This is a genomic window from Streptomyces chengmaiensis, assembly GCF_029846775.1.
GTDB classification, from domain to species: Bacteria; Actinomycetota; Actinomycetes; order Streptomycetales; family Streptomycetaceae; genus Streptomyces; species Streptomyces chengmaiensis.
Genome location: NZ_JARWBG010000004.1, coordinates 258,454 through 275,550, shown reverse-complemented (window position 1 = coordinate 275,550; position 17,097 = coordinate 258,454). Strand labels below are relative to the sequence as shown.

At 71.4% G+C, this 17,097-nt stretch carries 12 protein-coding genes; 9 read left to right on the top strand and 3 right to left on the bottom strand.

The genetic code is table 11. The annotated features are described in order from the left end of the window. Positions 1 to 2 precede the first annotated feature (2 nt). Positions 3 to 1,109 carry a tryptophan dimethylallyltransferase family protein gene (locus QCN29_RS06160; RefSeq protein ID WP_279926664.1) on the bottom strand — a complete coding sequence of 369 codons (1,107 nt, stop codon included), beginning with the start codon at positions 1,107 to 1,109 and terminating at the stop codon, positions 3 to 5. A gap of 292 nt (positions 1,110 to 1,401) precedes the next feature. On the opposite strand from QCN29_RS06160, the gene QCN29_RS06155 reads away from it, so the two are divergent. The 6 genes from QCN29_RS06155 to QCN29_RS06130 all read left to right on the top strand — a co-directional run bounded on the left by QCN29_RS06155 (position 1,402) and on the right by QCN29_RS06130 (position 9,027). Continuing rightward, positions 1,402 to 1,989, top strand: a complete 588-nt coding sequence (locus QCN29_RS06155; RefSeq protein ID WP_279926662.1) for a GNAT family N-acetyltransferase — start codon at positions 1,402 to 1,404, stop codon at positions 1,987 to 1,989. 180 nt (positions 1,990 to 2,169) lie between these two features. Then, positions 2,170 to 3,816 (top strand): type III PLP-dependent enzyme domain-containing protein, encoded by a 1,647-nt coding sequence (locus tag QCN29_RS06150; protein ID WP_279926661.1) that lies wholly within the window; start codon positions 2,170 to 2,172, stop codon positions 3,814 to 3,816. Then, a complete protein-coding gene (locus tag QCN29_RS06145) occupies positions 3,813 to 5,165 on the top strand; it encodes a pyridoxal-phosphate dependent enzyme (protein WP_279926660.1) in 1,353 nt (450 codons plus the stop codon). The genes QCN29_RS06150 and QCN29_RS06145 overlap by 4 nt, the downstream gene beginning before the upstream one ends. 1 nt (position 5,166) lies before the next feature. Then, entirely contained in the window at positions 5,167 to 6,444 is a 1,278-nt protein-coding gene (locus QCN29_RS06140; protein WP_398859135.1) for an aminotransferase class V-fold PLP-dependent enzyme, read from the top strand. A 57-nt stretch (positions 6,445 to 6,501) separates the two neighbouring features. Then, complete coding sequence (locus tag QCN29_RS06135) at positions 6,502 to 7,251, top strand: class I SAM-dependent methyltransferase (protein ID WP_398859130.1); 750 nt, start codon at positions 6,502 to 6,504, stop codon at positions 7,249 to 7,251. Positions 7,252 to 7,659: 408 nt separating this feature from the next. Then, complete coding sequence (locus tag QCN29_RS06130) at positions 7,660 to 9,027, top strand: sugar transferase (protein WP_279926710.1); 1,368 nt, start codon at positions 7,660 to 7,662, stop codon at positions 9,025 to 9,027. Positions 9,028 to 9,690: 663 nt separating this feature from the next. On the opposite strand, the gene QCN29_RS06125 is transcribed toward QCN29_RS06130, so the two are convergent. Continuing rightward, complete coding sequence (locus QCN29_RS06125) at positions 9,691 to 10,746, bottom strand: GDP-L-fucose synthase family protein (protein WP_279926657.1); 1,056 nt, start codon at positions 10,744 to 10,746, stop codon at positions 9,691 to 9,693. 110 nt (positions 10,747 to 10,856) lie between these two features. On the opposite strand from QCN29_RS06125, the gene gmd reads away from it, so the two are divergent. The 3 genes from gmd (at position 10,857) to QCN29_RS06110 (ending at position 15,708) form a co-directional block, all read left to right on the top strand. After that, positions 10,857 to 11,870, top strand: a complete 1,014-nt coding sequence (gene gmd / locus QCN29_RS06120; RefSeq protein ID WP_279926656.1) for a GDP-mannose 4,6-dehydratase — start codon at positions 10,857 to 10,859, stop codon at positions 11,868 to 11,870. A 366-nt stretch (positions 11,871 to 12,236) separates the two neighbouring features. Next, a complete protein-coding gene (locus QCN29_RS06115; protein WP_279926655.1) occupies positions 12,237 to 14,915 on the top strand; it encodes a DNRLRE domain-containing protein in 2,679 nt (892 codons plus the stop codon). A 79-nt stretch (positions 14,916 to 14,994) separates the two neighbouring features. Then, a complete protein-coding gene (locus QCN29_RS06110) occupies positions 14,995 to 15,708 on the top strand; it encodes a hypothetical protein (RefSeq protein WP_279926654.1) in 714 nt (237 codons plus the stop codon). Between the two features lie 233 nt (positions 15,709 to 15,941). Here the strand turns inward: QCN29_RS06110 and QCN29_RS06105 are convergent, their stop codons facing one another. Then, a complete protein-coding gene (locus QCN29_RS06105) occupies positions 15,942 to 17,090 on the bottom strand; it encodes a glycosyltransferase (RefSeq protein ID WP_279926708.1) in 1,149 nt (382 codons plus the stop codon). Positions 17,091 to 17,097: the final 7 nt, after the last annotated feature.

The following is a 17,097-nucleotide window of genomic DNA, read 5'->3' as shown; positions in this document are numbered from 1 at the left end:
GATCAGCCTCTCTGATAGCGGGCAGGCGGATATCGGTCGTACAGTTCCGAGGACCAGTACGTGGTCATACGAGGACGCCCCCGGTGGACGCGCACGGAGGCGTAGGTGTGGATGCCGCGCCCGTCCGACAGCGTGCGGCGGGCCATATGGTTCAGCAGCGACCGATAGCGGTCGTCGGAAAGACCCACATCGGCCATCACGGAGCTGATGCGGTCCCGTGCCGCCCTGTCGCTCTCCGCGTACAGCCACAGCGGGACGTACGCCGTGGCTGAGACGGGGGCACAGCCGCCGGCGTCCGTGAAGGTCAGATTGCTCACCAGGGGTTGGTCCCTTATCGCGCCGACCCTGCCGGTCAGCGTACGGCAGAAGCCTCCCAGGAGCCCCGGCTCATGGGAAGCGGCAATCTCCATGCAGGCGTCAAGGTCCGCCGGGGCTATGTCGTAGTGCCGGAAATAGACCTTCACGCGCGACTCGGGCCCCTCGCTCAAGTCGAGCCCGAAGTAGACGATTCGATCGAGGTCGAACCCCCGGCGGGCGTATTCGACGACCGCGTCCCAGGCTTTTCCGAAGCCCAGGCTCTCCAGCGCCTCTCGCGTCCTCTGGCGTCCGGTCATACGACTGTTCGCGTTCGGATTCAGATATATCTTGAACTCAGGTTCTCCCGCCGGTGTGAAAACAGCGGCGTGCATCATGGCGAATCCGGTCGGATCCTCGTCCGGGAGGAACAGGTCGGATACCGCGGCCAGTCGGCCGTCGGCAGCGCCGAAGTCCTCGATCAGCACACGAGTCAGCGCAAGAGCGGACTTCTGCGCGCCCGGAGTGGTGAGCTCGTCCGGCACCGCCTCCACGAGCACCCGGATCTGCGTGCATCGATCCGAGAAGGCGGCGGAGAACTCGATGGGCGAACCGTCGGCGCACACGTCCGAATGCCAGTCGGGGCGCCGGCTGATCGGCCTCTCCCCCCATGGCGAGAGCATCCCGCGGAGAACCGCTCTGCCCTGTTCCACATCCATGCCCGCACTGCCGAGAAGGCGGGCGGCGGTCGCGGTTCCGTAATCCAGTAAAGTACCCTCCGTGGAAACACGTGATTCCGGTCGCGGAAGCTCCATGGAATTCCTCCCCCAACTCTCACCGGGCGCCGGCATGGACATGCGCCCACTGCGGGGCTACCCGGCTGCTGACGTCTGCATTCCTCTGCGTTCCTCGGCGGATGCTGTGCTCGACATGACATGCGGGCTATCAGAATTACGTTGAAGGCGCGGTTGCGTTTGGTCCATTGATAATGAGGGCTCCAGGGAACCGACAGCGGCGCGCGGGGGGCTGGCGAGGCACTCCCCGTCGGTTGTATACACCTTCGCCTGGTGGATGTGGAGGCCGTCGTCCAGGGAGACGGGAGCGGTTGTGAGTGGTCAGTGCGTCGAGTACCGGCAGTTCTGCCGTGATCGTGACATCACCTTGGCACTCCGCGAGCAGCTTGCGGAGTGCTGGCTGGGAGTGGCCAACGCCGGAGGGGCCGTACTCGCCCCGGAGTTCGGGCGGCCTCCGGTGCGCGCGGCGGATGTGAGTCTGGCGGTGGACCGGCTTCTCGGGCACCTGGACCCGCGGTCCGCCCGGCTGCTGGTCGCCGTCGCCCCGGAGGCGGAGACGGAGACGGAGACGGAGGCGGCGGTGGAGGCGGCGGTGGCGGGATGGCTGATCGTACGCAGGGACATGCATCCGCTGGTCGCCCACTGCGGTGTGGTGAACCACGTGCAGACACATCTGAAACACCGAGGTCGCGGGATCGGCGTGGAGCTGATGCGGCGTGTGCGCGATGTCGCCCGGGAGGAGATGGGGCTGGAGCGGCTGCGGCTCTCCACGCGGGGCGGGATGGGGCTCGAGGGCTTCTACCGGAGGCTGAGGTGGGTGGAGGTGGGGCGCTGGCCCGGCCTCCTGCGCCTCGCGCCCGGAGACGACCGGGACGAGATTCTGATGGATCTTCCCTTGTGAGCCCTGCGCGGATGCGGCCCGTGCGGCTGATGGTGCGGCGGACCGTGCGAACCGGCCGTATCCGCCGTGGAAAGCCGTCCGGGGCCTGGAAGTCGGGCATAAAGCGGCCGAGCATGGATATGGTCCTACGATCGAAGGCTGGCGCGGGTCCGCATTCCTCGTCGGGGAGGAACAGCTGGGATGAGCAATGCCCCCATGCACCAGGAACCGCCATCTCCGGAACCGCCGTTTCCGGAACCGCTGTACCTGGAGCCGCGGCTCGAGTCTGCGCTTGAGTCGCTGCTGAAGGAGACCGCTTTCCTCCAGGGGCTGGTGGCCGCCCTGGGCTCGCCCCTGCACATCCTGCTGCCGGAGCAGATCGCATCGAACGCGGAGCGGTTCCGCGATGTCTTCCGCCGCCATCAGCTCACCGGGCGGATCTTCTTCGCGCACAAGGCGAACCGCTCCAGCGCCCTGGTCCGGAGGCTCGCCGCGACCGGCGAGCGGGTCGGCGCCGGGCTCGATGTGGCCTCCCTGGGCGAGCTTCGGCACGGCCTCGGAGCCGGGTTCGCCGGGGAGCGGGTCGTGGCGACCGGCCCCAAGAGCCCGGAGTTCCTCTGGCTGGCGGCGCGTTCGGGGGTGACGGTGAACGCCGACGGCGTACAGGAGGTGGAGGAGGCGGCGCGCCTGGTGCGCGCATACGGGCTGCCGCGCGTCCGGCTGCTGCTGCGGCTGTCGGAGTTCCAGACGCCCGCGTCGGGCACGCGGACCCTCTCCCGCCGCAGCCGCTTCGGCACTCCGGTGAAGGCCCTGGACACGCTGCTCGACGCCGTGGAGCGGCACCGTGACGCGCTGGAGCCGATCGGCGTGGGCTACCACCTCGACACCACCGGCCTGGACGAGAAGGCCACGGCGCTCGAAGGCTGCCTGCGGGCCATGGAGGAGTTGCGGATACGGGGGTTCACCCCGCGCGCCGTCGACGTCGGCGGCGGCTTCGGCACCGGCTATCTGGCCCACGCCGGCCAGTGGGACCGCTACACCAGCGCGCTCACGGACGCGGTCATGGGCGGACGGCCCCCGCTGACCTGGGGCGGCCACGGCTATGGCCTGCGCGTCGAGAACGGCACGCTCAAGGGATCGCTCGCCCTGTATCCGGCGTACCGGTCCGTCGCCGGACCGGGCTATCTCGACGCCCTGCTGTCCCGCCCGGCGCCCTGCTTGGGCAGGCCGCTCGGCACCCTGCTGCTGGAGAGCATGTACGAGCTGTTCGCCGAGCCGGGGCGGGCGCTGGCCGACCAGTGCGGCCTGTCCCTGGCGACGGTGCTGGAGGTGCGGCGGGCGGAGGCGGGCGAGCATCTCGTACGCCTCGCGATGAACGCGGGCGACGTCAGCCTGGAGGATCACGGCGTGCTGATGGACCCCGTACTGCTGCCTCAGCAGGACGGCCGCGGACACGGCCGCGGGGAGGGGCCCGTCGGGGTGCACCTCATGGGGAACCTCTGCCTCGAATCGGATCTGATCACCCGCAGAAGGGTCTGCCTGCCCCGCCTGCCCCGGCAGGGGGATCTGCTCGCCTTCGCCAACACCGCTGGCTACTGCATGGACTTCGGGGCCACGCACGCGCAACAACAGCCGCTCGCCCGCCGGGTCGCCGTCTGGCAGGAGGAGCGGGGGACGGGCGGCTGGCGGTGGATGCTCGACGAGGAGTACTGGCCGGTCACCCGCACACGCACGGACACAGGCACGGACGCAGGCACAGGCACGGACGCAGGCACAGGCACGGACGCAGGCACGGGCACGGACGCAGGCACGGGCACGGGCACACCTACGGGGGGACCGTACGCATGAGGTACGACAGCATCACCGAGGCCATCGGCAACACCCCGCTGGTCCGCATCGCTCCGGATGTGCACGGGCTCCGCCATATCGACCTCTACGCCAAGCTGGAGATGCTCAACCCCTTCGGCTCCCTCAAGGACCGCGCCGCATGGAACATGGCCCGCCCGGGACTGCACGACGCGCAGCGGAGCGGGGCGACGGTCGTGGAGCTGTCCAGCGGGAACACCGCCAAGGCGCTGGCGCTCATCGCGGGCATGCACGGGCTGCCGTTCAAGTCCGTCACAAACCGGATGCGCATACCGGAGATCAAGGATCTGCTCCTGCTGCTGGGCGCGGAGATCGAGGAACTGCCCGGGCAGTCGGAGTGCCTGGACCCGACCGACACCGACGATCCGCTGACCCTGTTCCATCAGCGGCTCAGCCGACCGGGCGGCGCCCATCTGCATACGGACCAGTACTTCAACGACCTCAACACCGAGGCGCATGCGACAGGCACCGGCCCGGAGATCATTGCGGACCTGGACGGCCGGGCCCCGGACTGGCTGATCGCGTGTGTGGGGACGGCCGGCTCGTCCACCGGGACCGCCAGGACGCTGCGGGAGCACGATCCCTCCAGGCCCGTGTCCGTCGTGGGCCTGGTCGGTGAGAAGTCGGACTTCATCCCCGGCATCCGGACCATCGACGAGGTGCAGGAGGTGGGGATATTTGATCCGGGCACCTATGACGCGATCGAGTCGGTGAGCGCCGACGAGGCCATCGACGGGATGCTGACGCTGCTGCGCCGCTGCGGGATGCTCGCGGGGCCCACCGGCGGGGCGGCGTACCACGGGGCGGTGCGGCATCTCACGGCGGTCGACGCGGAGTTGGCGGAGCGGCGGGCTCGGGGGGCCGCGGCTGAGCGCGGGACCGCCGTGTTCATCGTCTGCGACCGGGTGGAGAGCTATCTCGGATACCTGCGGCAGCGGCGTCCCGAGCTGCTGGGCAGGCCCCCGGCGAAGAACTCCGCCGCCTCGGTCACCGAGGCCGAGATCCGCGGGGCGTCCGTCGTCGAGGTCGCCGAGGCACAGAAGTGGATCGCCGAGCAGCGGCCCCTGGTGGTCGATCTGCGCGGGCCGTTCGCCTATGCCGCGCTGCACATCGAAGGCTCGGTGAACATCGTGGACGAACTGTTCGAGGAACTGGTGCGGGGCGGACTGCCGTTCGGCAGGCGGCAACCGGTGCTGCTGGCATGCCCGGTGGGCGAGAAGTCGGCGCGGTACGCGGCGCTGCTGACGCGCATGGGGCATCCCGATGTACGGAGCCTCGCCGGCGGCATCATCGCCTGGCGGGACGCGGGTGCTCCCCTGGTGCGTGACTGAGATGGCCGGCGGACGCGTCGACCCCGCAGAGCCCGCAGATCCCGCAGATCCCGCAGATCCCGTAGAGCCCGTAGATCCCGCTCGGGAGCTGAAGGAGCTGGCGTCGTGGCAGCGTCCGCTGCGCGACGAGTTCCCGATCATCCGCCGCAACCCGGAGCTGGCGTACTGCGACAGCGCGGCCACCACCCAGAAGCCGCAGGCCGTCCTGGACGCCGTCCACCGCTATCTCACCACCTCCAACGCCAACGCCGGCCGGGGCTCCTACCCCTGGGCCAACACCACGACGGCGCTGGTGGAGGACGCCCGCGACCGTGTCAGGCGTTTCCTGGGCGACCCCGATCCCGAACGGTCGTCCGTGCACTTCACCAGCGGGACGACCGAAGGGCTGAGCGCCGTCGCCCGCGACTGGCTGCCGGAGCTGGTGGCCGACGGCGACGAGATCGTCGTGCCGTTCGCCGACCACCAGGCGAATCTGACGCCATGGCTCCAGGCGCGGGAGCTGCTGGCCCGTCAGGGGGTGCGGATCTCGGTGCGGGAGCTGCCGCGCCAGCAGGGCTCCGGAGACTACGACCCCGTGGCGCTCGCCGATGCCGTCGGCCCGCGCACCCGCTTTGTGGCGGCGACCCATGTGCACCATGTGTACGGCGGCGACATGAACGTGCACCGCGTCCGGCAGGCCGTCGGCCCGGAGGTGCCCATCTGTCTGGACGCGGCCCAGAGCATCGGCCATCTGCCCGTCTCCGTGGCGGATCTGGATGTGGACTTCGTGGTCTTTTCCGGCCACAAGGCCATGGCGCTGCCCGGCACCGGGGCGGTCTGGGCGCGGGGGCGGCGCGGGCCTGCGTTCCGGCCGGGCGGCTGGTCGGGCACGCCGAACACGGTCGGGGTGGCCAGTCTGACGGCCGCGCTGGACTGGCTGGACGCCGCCGGAACCGACCGGATCGAGCGCTGGACCACGGCGCTGACGTCCCGGCTCACCGACGGGCTCGGCCGGATGGACGCATATGAGGTCCTGGGCTGTCAGACGAGCCTGGCCGCAAGGTCGCGGGTGCAGCGACGGCGGAGCATCGTGACGTTCCGGCACCGTGAGATCGGCGCTCAGGACCTCGGCTTCATCCTCTTCAGCCGCGGCTTCATGGTGCGGTCGGACGGCCACTGCCAGGCCGGGGGCGCACACGGCGGGGGTAGGACGGAGACCTCGGTTCGGGTGAGCCTGCATGTGCACAACACCCCGGAAGAGGTACAAGAGTTGCTCATAGCCCTCGCCAGTCTGCAATGATTTTCATAAGCAAGACTGGGCCACGACGGCGGAGGCGCACGAGCGGTTATGGGCAGCATGAGCACGGTGACGGCCGCGCGGTGGGTGGAGCGCTGGGAGTGCCAGCAGCAGCGGTATGCGGTCGACCGCGAGGAGAGGTTCACGGTCATCGCGGACGTGGTCGAGCACGCCACCCGCGGTCGGCCCGACCCGGTGATCCTCGACCTGGGCAGCGGCCCGGGGTCGCTGGCCGCACGGCTGGCGGAGCGCCTCCCGCACGCCGAGGTGACGGCCGTGGACGCCGATCCGCTGCTGCTGGCCCTGGGGCGCGCGTGCTACGGCCAAGCCCTGCGCTACGCCGAGGCCGTGATCGGCGAACCCGGCTGGCTGGACGGACTCACCCTGGAGCGCCCGGCAGACGCGGCCGTGTCCACCACCGCCCTGCACTATCTCAGCGAGTCCACCCTGGGCCGTGTCTACCGGGAGCTGGCCGACCGACTGCGCCCGGGCGGCGTGCTCGTCAACGGCGACCACATCAGCCCGGACTCGGCGCGCCTCGCCGACCTCGCCGTCGTCATCGGCCGCCGCCACGCGGAACGGCATCTGGCCTTCGCCCACGAGGACTGGGACTCCTGGTGGACCTGCGCGGCGGCCGACCCCGAACTCGCGCCGCTGCTCTCCGGCATCGGCCCGCGGCGGCATCCGCGCTGCGAGGGCAACGAGCTGACGCTGTCGGGCCATGTCGCCCTGCTGCGGGAAGCGGGCTTCTCGCATGTGGGGACGGTCTGGCAGTTCGGCAACAGCCATGTCCTGGTCGCCGTCCGCTGAGCCTGCGCGAGGGCCGGACCGGGCGGGTCCGGGCCGGCCCGGGGGAGACTCGGCGACCCTGCCCATCACTACGCAGCGTAGCGATGGCGCAAAGCAGTTGAGGACAAAAGTGATGTATCCGGGCCTAAGTGTGAACGTGTTCTGTAGAACGTGCGTGTGGCGTAATGTTCTCTGGCACGCAAGGCGTGTGTAACCCACCGAAGCGGCACGAGCGCCACGAGCTGACGATTCCAAGCCTGGGGGGGCGTGGGCACCTTGGGGGACGTTCACATTCGTACGTATGAGACGCATGAGGCTGAAGTGCCGTCCGTGCGCGGCACACGGCCCCGCGACGGGGCGGCAGCGGCACGCGTGCGTGGACATCGGGTGAAGGCGCGGTGGTATCTGCCCGTAGCGCTGAGCGTGGACATGGCCGTCGCCGCGGGGTCCGTGGGAGCGGTCTTCGACCTCGCTCGGCAGCCGCACCCCGCCCTGTCCGCCGTCCTCGCCTCGATGGCCTGGGCGGGCGTGCAGACGGCCAGAGGGCGGTACGCGCGCGTGGCGCTCGGGGAGTCGCGGGGTGCGCTGCCCGTGCTGCACGACTGGTTCATCCTGATCGCCGTGCTGGCGGTCCTGTCGATCGCCGCCGCGCAGAACCCGGATCCGCTCATCGCACTGGCCGCGCTGCTGCCCGTGCTGGCGTGCACCCTGGTCTGCCGGCGGATGACACACCGGCATCTGACGTCCGTCCGGCGCGAGGCGCAGGCGGTCGACCGGGTGCTGGTCGTCGGCGAGGCGGCCGCCGTGGACAGCGCGCTGGGCCGCCTGGCGACGCGCACCGACCATCCGTACGCCGTCGTCGGCACCGTCCTCGTCGGGGACGGGGCGCCGGCCGACGGCACCCGCGCCGACGGCCGGATCGACCCGGCCGCACTGGACCCGGGACGGGGCGCCGGACAGGGCGGCGGCCGGCTCGTCGTGGAGTCGGCGCGGCGGCACCAGGCGGATCTCGTACTGGTGGCCCCCGGCGCGCAGTTCGCCGGCGACCGGCTGCGCGGCCTGTGCTGGGCACTGCACGACGCCGGACTCGAAGTGGCGCTCGCGCCGGGACTGGTGGAGACCTCCGTCAAGCGGCTCACGGCTGCCTCCGTGGCCGGACTCACCGTGCTGCGGGTGGCGCCGCCGCTGAGCCGGGGTGCGCAGACGGCGCTGAAGACCGTCGCCGACCGGTGCGGTGCGGCGCTCGGGCTGGCGCTGCTCTCCCCGCTGTTCCTGCTGCTGGCCGTGGCGATACGGCTCGACTCGCGCGGGCCGGTCATGTATCGGCAGCAGCGGATAGGGCGGAACCGGCAGCCGTTCACCATGTGGAAGTTCCGCACGATGGTCGCCGACGCGGACCGGATCAAGAGCGAGCTGGCGGAGCGGAACGAACACGACGGGCTGATGTTCAAGATGCGCCGCGACCCCCGGGTGACCCGGGTGGGCCGGCTGCTGCGCCGCACCTCGCTGGACGAGCTGCCGCAGCTGATCAATGTGCTGGCGGGTGAGATGTCGCTGGTGGGTCCACGCCCGCCGCTGCCCGAGGAGGTGGCCGCGTACGACGGCACGGAGCTGCGCAGGCTGCGGGTGAAGCCCGGTATGACGGGGCTGTGGCAGGTGAGCGGACGCTCGGACCTCTCCTGGGACGAAACGATTCAGCTAGATCTTCACTACGTCGACAACTGGTCCTTCAGCAGTGACCTCGACGTGATGAGCCGTACGCTCCGGGCCGTGGTCGACGGCCGCGGAGCGTACTGAGGGGCGGCCGTGCGGACACACCCCGCCGCCGCGGCGCACCGCCCGGCCGAGAGGCTGCCGGGCCGCGGGCGCCGTGAGGCCGTGTGCGCCGACGGCCCGGCCCGGCGCGCGCGCCCTGAACCCGGGGCGCCGTCCCGGACCCCGCACCTCGATCACCCCGGGACTTCGTCCGGGGGTGCCTCCGGGCGGGGCTCCGATGGAGCCCGCCCGGCGACCGAGCACACGGCCGGAGGCCGTACGAGGAGCCGGGAAGAGCCCGGCACGCGCAGGACCGCCGGACGCACGACGGCCGTGCCCGAAGAGCCGCAGAGGGCAGCGCCGGCGCCCGGGAAGGCACGACGGACAGCGCCCGCACCCGAAGAGCCGCACCGGGCACGGCACACATCAGGGAAAGCCCACGGGGCCATGCCCGTGTCCGACGAGGCACACCAAGCGGGGCCCGCACCCGAAGAGCCGCACCGGGCCAGGCCCGTGCCCGGCAAGACGCGCAAGACAGCGTCCGCACCCGGGAAGGCTCGACGGACAGCGCCCGCACCCGAAGAGCCGCGCACACCGCGCAAGGTTCAAAGGACTGCGCCCGCACCTGGAAAGACGCAGAAGGCGCGGCAGCGGCGCGGTCGCGCGGTCGCGCCCCGGGGCGCGACCGCGGCCGTCACGCCGGCGTCAGTCGAGGGACCCCTGCCACCAGGCGTACGTCGACGCGATGCCGTCCCGCAGGCCGATCTTCGGCTTCCAGCCCAGGGATGCCAGCCGGGAGACGTCCAGCAGCTTGCGCGGGGTGCCGTCCGGCTTGCCGGTGTCCCAGGCGATGCGGCCGGTGTAGCCGGTCACGTCGGCGACCGTCTCGGCCAGCTCCTTGATGGTGAGGTCCTCGCCGCATCCGACGTTGACCGGCGCCTCGCCGTCGTAGCGGGCCAGCAGCGTGGCGCAGGCGTCCGCCAGGTCGTCCACGTGCAGGAACTCGCGGCGCGGCGCGCCCGAGCCCCACAGGGTCACCTCGTCCCGGCCGGCCCGGCTCGCCTCGTGGAAGCGGCGGATCAGGGCCGGCAGGACGTGCGAGGTCTCCAGGTCGAAGTTGTCCCCGGGGCCGTACAGGTTCGTCGGCATGGCGGAGATGTACGCCGCGCCGTACTGCCGCCGGTACGACTGCACCTGGCAGATTCCGGCGATCTTGGCGAGCGCGTACGGCTCGTTGGTGGGCTCCAGCGGGCCCGTCAGCAGCGCGTCCTCGCGGATCGGCTGCGGGGCGTGCTTGGGGTAGATGCAGGACGACCCGAGGAACAGCAGCCGGGCCACGCCCGCCGCGTGCGCCCCGGCGATGACGCTGAGCTGGATGCGCAGATTGTCCTCGAGGAACGGCACCGGCTGGGTGCTGTTGGCCATGATGCCGCCGACCTTCGCCGCGGCGAGCACCACGGCGTCGGGCCGGACGTCCGCCAGGAACGCGGCCGTGGCCGCCGCGTCGCGCAGGTCGAGCTCGTCCCGGCCGCGGGTGATCACCTCATGGCCGTCGGATGCCAGCCTGCGGACCATCGCGGACCCGACGAGCCCGCGGTGCCCCGCGACGAATATCCGGGCGCCGGCCGGCAGATACGGCGAGTCGGGCGGGTTGGGCACATGCTCGGTCGGCCCGGTGGACCCGGTCGGCTCGGTGGACCCGGTGGACCCGGTCGGCTCGGTCGGCGAACCGGCGGGCGGCGGCGTCTGCGAATCGGTCATGTGCGGGATCATGCCAGGCTCACCGCCCGCACATCTGCCCGTGCCCATGATTTTCCGGATACATCACAAGATCAGTTGAGATCGTCAGAGAACACACAGAGGATGCCACGATGACCAAGACCGCGCTGATCACAGGCGTCACCGGGCAGGACGGCTCGTACCTCTCCGAGCTGCTGCTGTCCAAGGGGTACACGGTGCACGGTCTGGTGCGGCGTTCCTCCAGCTTCAACACCGAGCGGATCGACCACATCTACCAGGGGCCGCAGGAGACGGGGCGCTCCTTCGTGCTCCACCACGCGGACCTCTGCGACGGTGTGGCCCTGGTGAACCTGCTCCGCGAGATACGGCCGGACGAGGTCTACAACCTCGGCGCCCAGTCCCATGTCCGGGTCTCCTTCGACGCGCCCCTCTACACGGGCGACGTCACCGGCCTGGGTGCGCTGCGGCTGCTGGAGGCCGTCCGCGCCTCCGGCATCGACACCCGCGTCTACCAGGCCTCGTCGTCGGAGATGTTCGGCGCGACCCCGCCGCCGCAGAACGAGAAGACGCCCTTCCACCCGCGCAGCCCGTACGGCGTGGCGAAGGTGTACGGCTACTGGGCCACGGTCAACTACCGCGAGGCCTACGGCATGTACGCCGTCAACGGCATCCTGTTCAACCACGAGTCCCCGCGCCGCGGCGAGACCTTTGTGACCCGCAAGATCACACGTGCGGTGGCGCGCATCAAGGCCGGTCTGCAGAGCGAGCTCTACCTGGGCAATCTGGACGCGGTACGGGACTGGGGGTACGCCCCGGAGTACGTCGACGCGATGTGGCGGATGCTCCAGCAGGACGAGCCGACCGACTATGTCGTCGCCACCGGCGTCCCGGCCACGGTGCGGCAGTTCCTTGAGACCGCCTTCGCGCACGCGGGCCTCGACTGGCAGGAGCATGTGCGCCACGACGCCAAGTACGAGCGGCCCAGCGAGGTGGACGCGCTGATCGGCGATGCGAGCAAGGCCGCGGAGCTGCTGGACTGGAAGCCCGAGGTGATGGTCGAGGACCTCGCCCGGATCATGGTCGACGCCGACGTCAAGCAGGTGGAGGACCAGCTCGCGGGGGCGACGGTCCGCGTCGACCGCTGAACCGGACCGCCGAGGCCGGCACTTGACGCCCCCCAGGGACCCGACGGGTCCCTGGGGGCGCCGGGGAGCCTCCACGAGGTCTCCACAGCGGCTTCACCGAGGCCCATGGGGGCTTCACACGCTGCCGGTTACAAACCTGTGACGCCTGGTGCCCCTGTTTGCCCTTGTTTTTAGCCGGATGATGGCCAGAAATGGCTGAAGAACCGTTACCCTACGCTTCATTCACGCGTGTGGGTGACCCAAGCCCGAGCGGGTGACACCGGGCCGCCTGAGCCGCTGCCCGCACGCCGCCACGACGTCAAGGCGAACTGCCTTGGGGGGTACATGAAGAGATCAAGAGGGCTGAGCGCTGCCCTCGTCCTGTCAATGGCCGCAGGCCTGGGCGCCGCCGCGATACCGCAGGCCGTCGCGCTCACCGAGCCGGTCGGCTTCACCGCGGACGATCTGCCCACCTGGCAGACCAACGGCATCGTCTGGGCGCTCGCCCAGAGTGACGGCGTGGTCTTCGCAGGCGGCACCTTCTCCGAAGTGCGGCCGCCGCAGGGCGCCTCAGGCAGCTCCCGCAGCGCCCTGAACTTCGCGGCACTGGACGCCGCGACCGGCGCGCCCACCGACTGCGAGCTGTCGTTCACCGTCTCCTCCGGCACCGCCACCGTGCGCGCGCTGGCCGTGTCCCCGGACAAGAAGACGCTCTACGCGGGCGGCTACTTCGGGGCGGTCAACGGCGTCCCGGTCTCCAGCCTCGCCGCCATCGACATCGCCACGTGCACCCCGAAGACCGGCTTCAACGCCGCCTTCCCGGCCACCGTGCGCGGACTCGCCGTCACCGGCGACACCGTCTACGCGGCCGGCGACTTCGGCCAGGTCAACGGCGAGACGCGACAGCGCTTCGCCGCGGTCGACGCGACCGACGGCTCGCTGCGCCCGTTCACGGCGAACGCCGACGAGCCGGGCCGCGCCATCGAGGTCACCCCCGACGGAGAGAACGTCCTCATCGGCGGAGACTTCTTCGAGGTCAACGGCACGGACACACACGCGCTGGCCGTGGTCGACGCGGACACCGGCGCCCTGACGAAGGCGTACCCCGGCTTCATCGACAGCCGGTCGGTCGTCAAGGACATCGACACCGACGCGACCGGCTTCTACACCGGCAACGAGGGCACCGGCGGCGGCGTCTTCGACGGCCGCATCGCCCTCGACCTCAACGGCTTCGGCCAGCGCTGGCGCGACACCTGCCTGGGTGCGACGCAGGCCGTCGAGTCGCACGACGACGTGCTCTACAGCGCCTCGCACGCACACGACTGCTCCACCGTCGGCGAGTTCGCGGACGGCCGCCGCTACCACTTCCTGGCGCAGCCGACGACCAGCACGGGCAAGCTCGGCTGGTTCCCGGACACCAACGACGGCCTCGGCGAGGGCATCGGCCCGCGTGCGATCACCGTCTCCGCCAAGGACGGCGTCGAGTACCTCTGGTCCGGCGGCGAGTTCACCACTGTCAACGGCGCCGCCGCACAGGGTCTGACCCGCTTCGCCTCCACCGGCGACACCGGCAGGCCCACCACCCCGGTGGCGAGCGCGGAGAGCGTCAAGCCGGGCGAGGTGCAGGTGCGCTGGCGCACCAGCCTCGACCTGGACGACAGCCGGCTGACGTACAAGGTCTACCGCGACGGCTCGTCCACGCCGATCGGCACGGTGGACGCCGAGTCGCTGCCGTGGGAGCGCCCGCAGGCCTCCTTCACGGACACCGGCCTCGCCCCCGGCTCCACCCACTCCTACCGGGTGACCGCCACCGACGCGGCGGGCAACGTCAGCGGTCTGTCCGCCACCGCCACCGTCTCGGTCGCCGTCTCCGCCCAGCCGTACGCCTCCGCCGTCATCGCCGACGGGGCGGAGCTGTACTGGCGCTATGACGACACGGTCAGCCCGTATGTCGCCGACTCCTCTCCCGGCGACCACAGCGGTGTGCAGTCCGGCGGTCCGGCGCTCGGCCAGGGCCCCGGCGCGGTCGCGGGCGACAGCAAGGCGTTCGGCTTCGACGGCGCCAACGACAAGATCTACAGCGACCACCGCGGCACGGTCGGGGACTCGTACACCATCGAGACCTGGTTCAAGACGACCACGGGCAGCGGCGGCAAGCTCATCGGCTTCGGCGACAACACCACGCGCAACAGCCGCAGCTACGACAAGCACATCTATATGACCAACTGGGGCCGGCTGGTCTTCGGCGCCTACGACGGCAGCACCCGCACGCTCTCCACCTGGCGCTCGTACAACGACGGCGAGTGGCACCACGTCGTCGGCACCCAGGGCCCCGGCGGCATGACGCTGTACGTGGACGGCGAGCGCATCGGCTCCAACGGCTACGGCGGGCACCAGCAGTACGCGGGCTACTGGCACATCGGCGGCGACAACCTCAGCTACTGGCCGTCCCGCCCGTGGAGCAACTTCTTCCACGGCCAGCTCGACGAGACCGCCGTCTACCCGACGGTGCTCTCCGCCGACCGGGTCGCGGCCCACTACAGCCTGGCGTCCAAGCCCGGCGACACCGTCACCGCGGTCCAGCCGACCGAGGACACCTACGTCAACGCGGGTGCGCCGAGTTCCAACTACAGCACCTCGACGTCGCTCGCGGTGCGCGGCACCTCGGCGTACGAGTCGTACCTCCGCTTCACCCTGCCCGAGGCGCCCGCCGGGACGGAGCTCGTCGGGGCCGCGCTGGAGGTCAAGACCAACTCGGCGTCGTACGCGGGCTCTGCGGACCCGGTGCAGATCCGTCCGGTCACCGGCGACTGGACGGTCGGCGAGGTCACCTACGCGACCAAGCCCGCCCTGGGCTCACAGGCGCTGGGCACGCTGACCTCGCCGACGGGACCCGACGCCAGGGCCTCGGTCACGCTGGACACGGCGGCGGTCGAAGCGGCGCTCGGCGGGGAGTACGACCTGGCCCTGACGGGCGAGGGGACGGACTCGCTGTGGCTGTGGTCGACCGAGGCCCCGGCCTCGGAGGGCACGCCGAAGCTGATCCTCACCTTCTCGCACACCTAGGTCACCACTGCACTGCTGCGGCGGGGCGGCGTCGTCGACACCGCCCCGCCGCGCAGTCGTCTATGAGCAGGAGCACGACATGCGACGCACCCATCTCCGACGCCCGGCCGCGGCGTCCCTGCTGCTGGCGGCGGTGCTGGCCGTGACCGGCTGTTCGTCGTCCGAGAAGGATGAGGCGAAGGCCGCGGCGTCGGCGTCCGCCTCCGAGCGGTCGGCGGCCGAACGCGTCGAGGACCAGGTCGACCAGGACGGCGGGGACGGGAAGACGGAGAGTCCTTCGCCGTCGGAGTCGGCCGACTCCGGTCCCGTACGCCCCGACTCGGAACTCAAGCCCGCGACCGGCTCCTTCACCAAGGACGAGAAGGAGTATCTGAAGGGCCGGGTGCCCCAGTCGATCGAGCCGGCGGCCGTCCTGGACGTCGGCAAGGAGGCGTGCCAGCGCATCGAGCGCACGGCCAAGCGGGACAAGGACGCGACCGTCGCGGCCGTGATCGCCGGGGAGATCAAGGACGCGGAGGACGCCGTCAACCACCTCTGCCCGGAGCAGAAGCCGGTGCTCGACGCGGCGAAGGGCGGCTACGCGGACGGCACGCACGCCAACCCTGCGGCGGGCCGCTACCGCACCCTCACGGCGGGGCCTGGCTGCACCTGGTCCGTCATGGACGCCAAGGGCGGGGAAGTGGCGTCGGGCCCCGGGCCCGAAGGGGGCGACCAGCACGAGCTGACGATCCCCTCCGGGGCGAAGGAGTTCACCTCGAACGGGTGCTATGCCTGGGCGCGGGTGACCGGCTGAGCGTTCTTTCTTTCCTCTACCCGCCCCTTCCCGAAACCGGGGCAGGCCCCGGACCCCTGTACGGCCTGAAGGCCGTGTCCTCAATCGCCGGACGGGCTGAAAAGGCACCGCCTGGCGCGGAAATCCAGCCCCGTGAGGGCGCCCCCGGACGGAGTCTGGGGGAGATTGAGGCGCGGGGGTCCGGGGGCAGCGCCCTCAGTTACGGGACGTGGGGGCAGCCCCCGCCGGTGGCGCTACCCGTGGGCGCGGGCCGCCGCCCGGGCCTGCGCGCGGTCGTAGACGCCGATCAGCGTGTCGACCACCGCGTCCATCGAGAACGCATCGACGGCCAGCTTCCGCGCCGCCTCCCCCGCGGCTTCCCCCGCCGCCGGCTCCAGCAGCTCCAGCACCGCCGGAGCCAGCCCCGCCGCGTCGTCCACGACCCGGCCCGCGCCCGCGGCGCGGACGTCGGCGGCCAGACCGTTGGAGACGGTCACCACGGCCGGCGTGCCCACGGAGAGCGACTCCAGGACCGACATGGGGAACGGCTCGTCCACGGACGGCAGCACGTAGACATGGGCCCGACGCAGTTCGTCCAGCACCTCGGCGGAGGTCAGCGCGCCGGTGCAGACGACTCGGTCGCGGACCCCCAGCTCGTCGACGAGGCGCTGTACGGCGGGCAGCTCGCCCTCGTCCGGGCCGGCGATGACGAACTGCGCCTCGGGATGGGTGCGCAGGATCTCCGGGACGGCCGCCACGAAGTCGCAGGGGCGCTTGCGGGCCTGGAGCCGGGCCGCGTACAGGATGCGGGGCGGGGCATCGGGCGGATACGGCGGCGTGGGGCGCGCGGGCTGCGCGGGCACGCCGTTCACCAGGCGTACCGCGTTGTCCAGCGGCACGCCGAGGACGGCGTCGAGGCCGCGCCGCTCATGCGCCGTCAGATGCAGCACTCCGTCGGCGCCGCGCAGCAGCCTGCGCACGGCCAGCGCGTCCAGCGCCTTGGCGAGGATCCTGTCGCTGGGGTCCACCATGCCGTGGGTCTGGAGCACCAGCGGAACGCCCGCGCGGAGCGCGGCGAGCGCGAGGGGCAGGGTCACCAGATCGCGGGCCAGATGGACATGGACGACGTCCGCGCCGCGCACCAGCCGGTCGGCCTGGCGCAGCAGGGCGGGGGACGTGATGCCGCTGAAGCCGAGCGGCAGCAGCCGGCGGGCGGGGTAGAGCCGTGCCGGGACGCCCTCGACGTCGGCGGGTGGCGGTCCGTCGAAGCCGTCCGCCAGGGCGATCAGACGCGGCTCGTGACCGCGCTGCAGCAGCCCGTGGGAGAGGTTGAGGGCGACGCGGACGGGGCCGCCGAAGGCGCCGGTGAGCGAGTGCAGCGTGACCGCGTGCAGCACGCGCAGCGGTGCT

Bases quoted from the DNA above. Each gene is read 5' to 3' on its own strand.
- QCN29_RS06125 (WP_279926657.1), bottom strand. From the start codon at position 10,746: ATGACCGATTCGCAGACGCCGCCGCCCGCCGGTTCGCCGACCGAGCCG.
- QCN29_RS06130 (WP_279926710.1), top strand. From the start codon at position 7,660: ATGGCCGTCGCCGCGGGGTCCGTGGGAGCGGTCTTCGACCTCGCTCGG.
- QCN29_RS06150 (WP_279926661.1), top strand. From the start codon at position 2,170: ATGAGCAATGCCCCCATGCACCAGGAACCGCCATCTCCGGAACCGCCG.
- gmd (WP_279926656.1), top strand. From the start codon at position 10,857: ATGACCAAGACCGCGCTGATCACAGGCGTCACCGGGCAGGACGGCTCG.
- QCN29_RS06110 (WP_279926654.1), top strand. From the start codon at position 14,995: ATGCGACGCACCCATCTCCGACGCCCGGCCGCGGCGTCCCTGCTGCTG.
- QCN29_RS06135 (WP_398859130.1), top strand. From the start codon at position 6,502: ATGAGCACGGTGACGGCCGCGCGGTGGGTGGAGCGCTGGGAGTGCCAG.
- QCN29_RS06145 (WP_279926660.1), top strand. From the start codon at position 3,813: ATGAGGTACGACAGCATCACCGAGGCCATCGGCAACACCCCGCTGGTC.
- QCN29_RS06160 (WP_279926664.1), bottom strand. From the start codon at position 1,109: ATGGAGCTTCCGCGACCGGAATCACGTGTTTCCACGGAGGGTACTTTA.
- QCN29_RS06115 (WP_279926655.1), top strand. From the start codon at position 12,237: ATGGCCGCAGGCCTGGGCGCCGCCGCGATACCGCAGGCCGTCGCGCTC.
- QCN29_RS06140 (WP_398859135.1), top strand. From the start codon at position 5,167: ATGGCCGGCGGACGCGTCGACCCCGCAGAGCCCGCAGATCCCGCAGAT.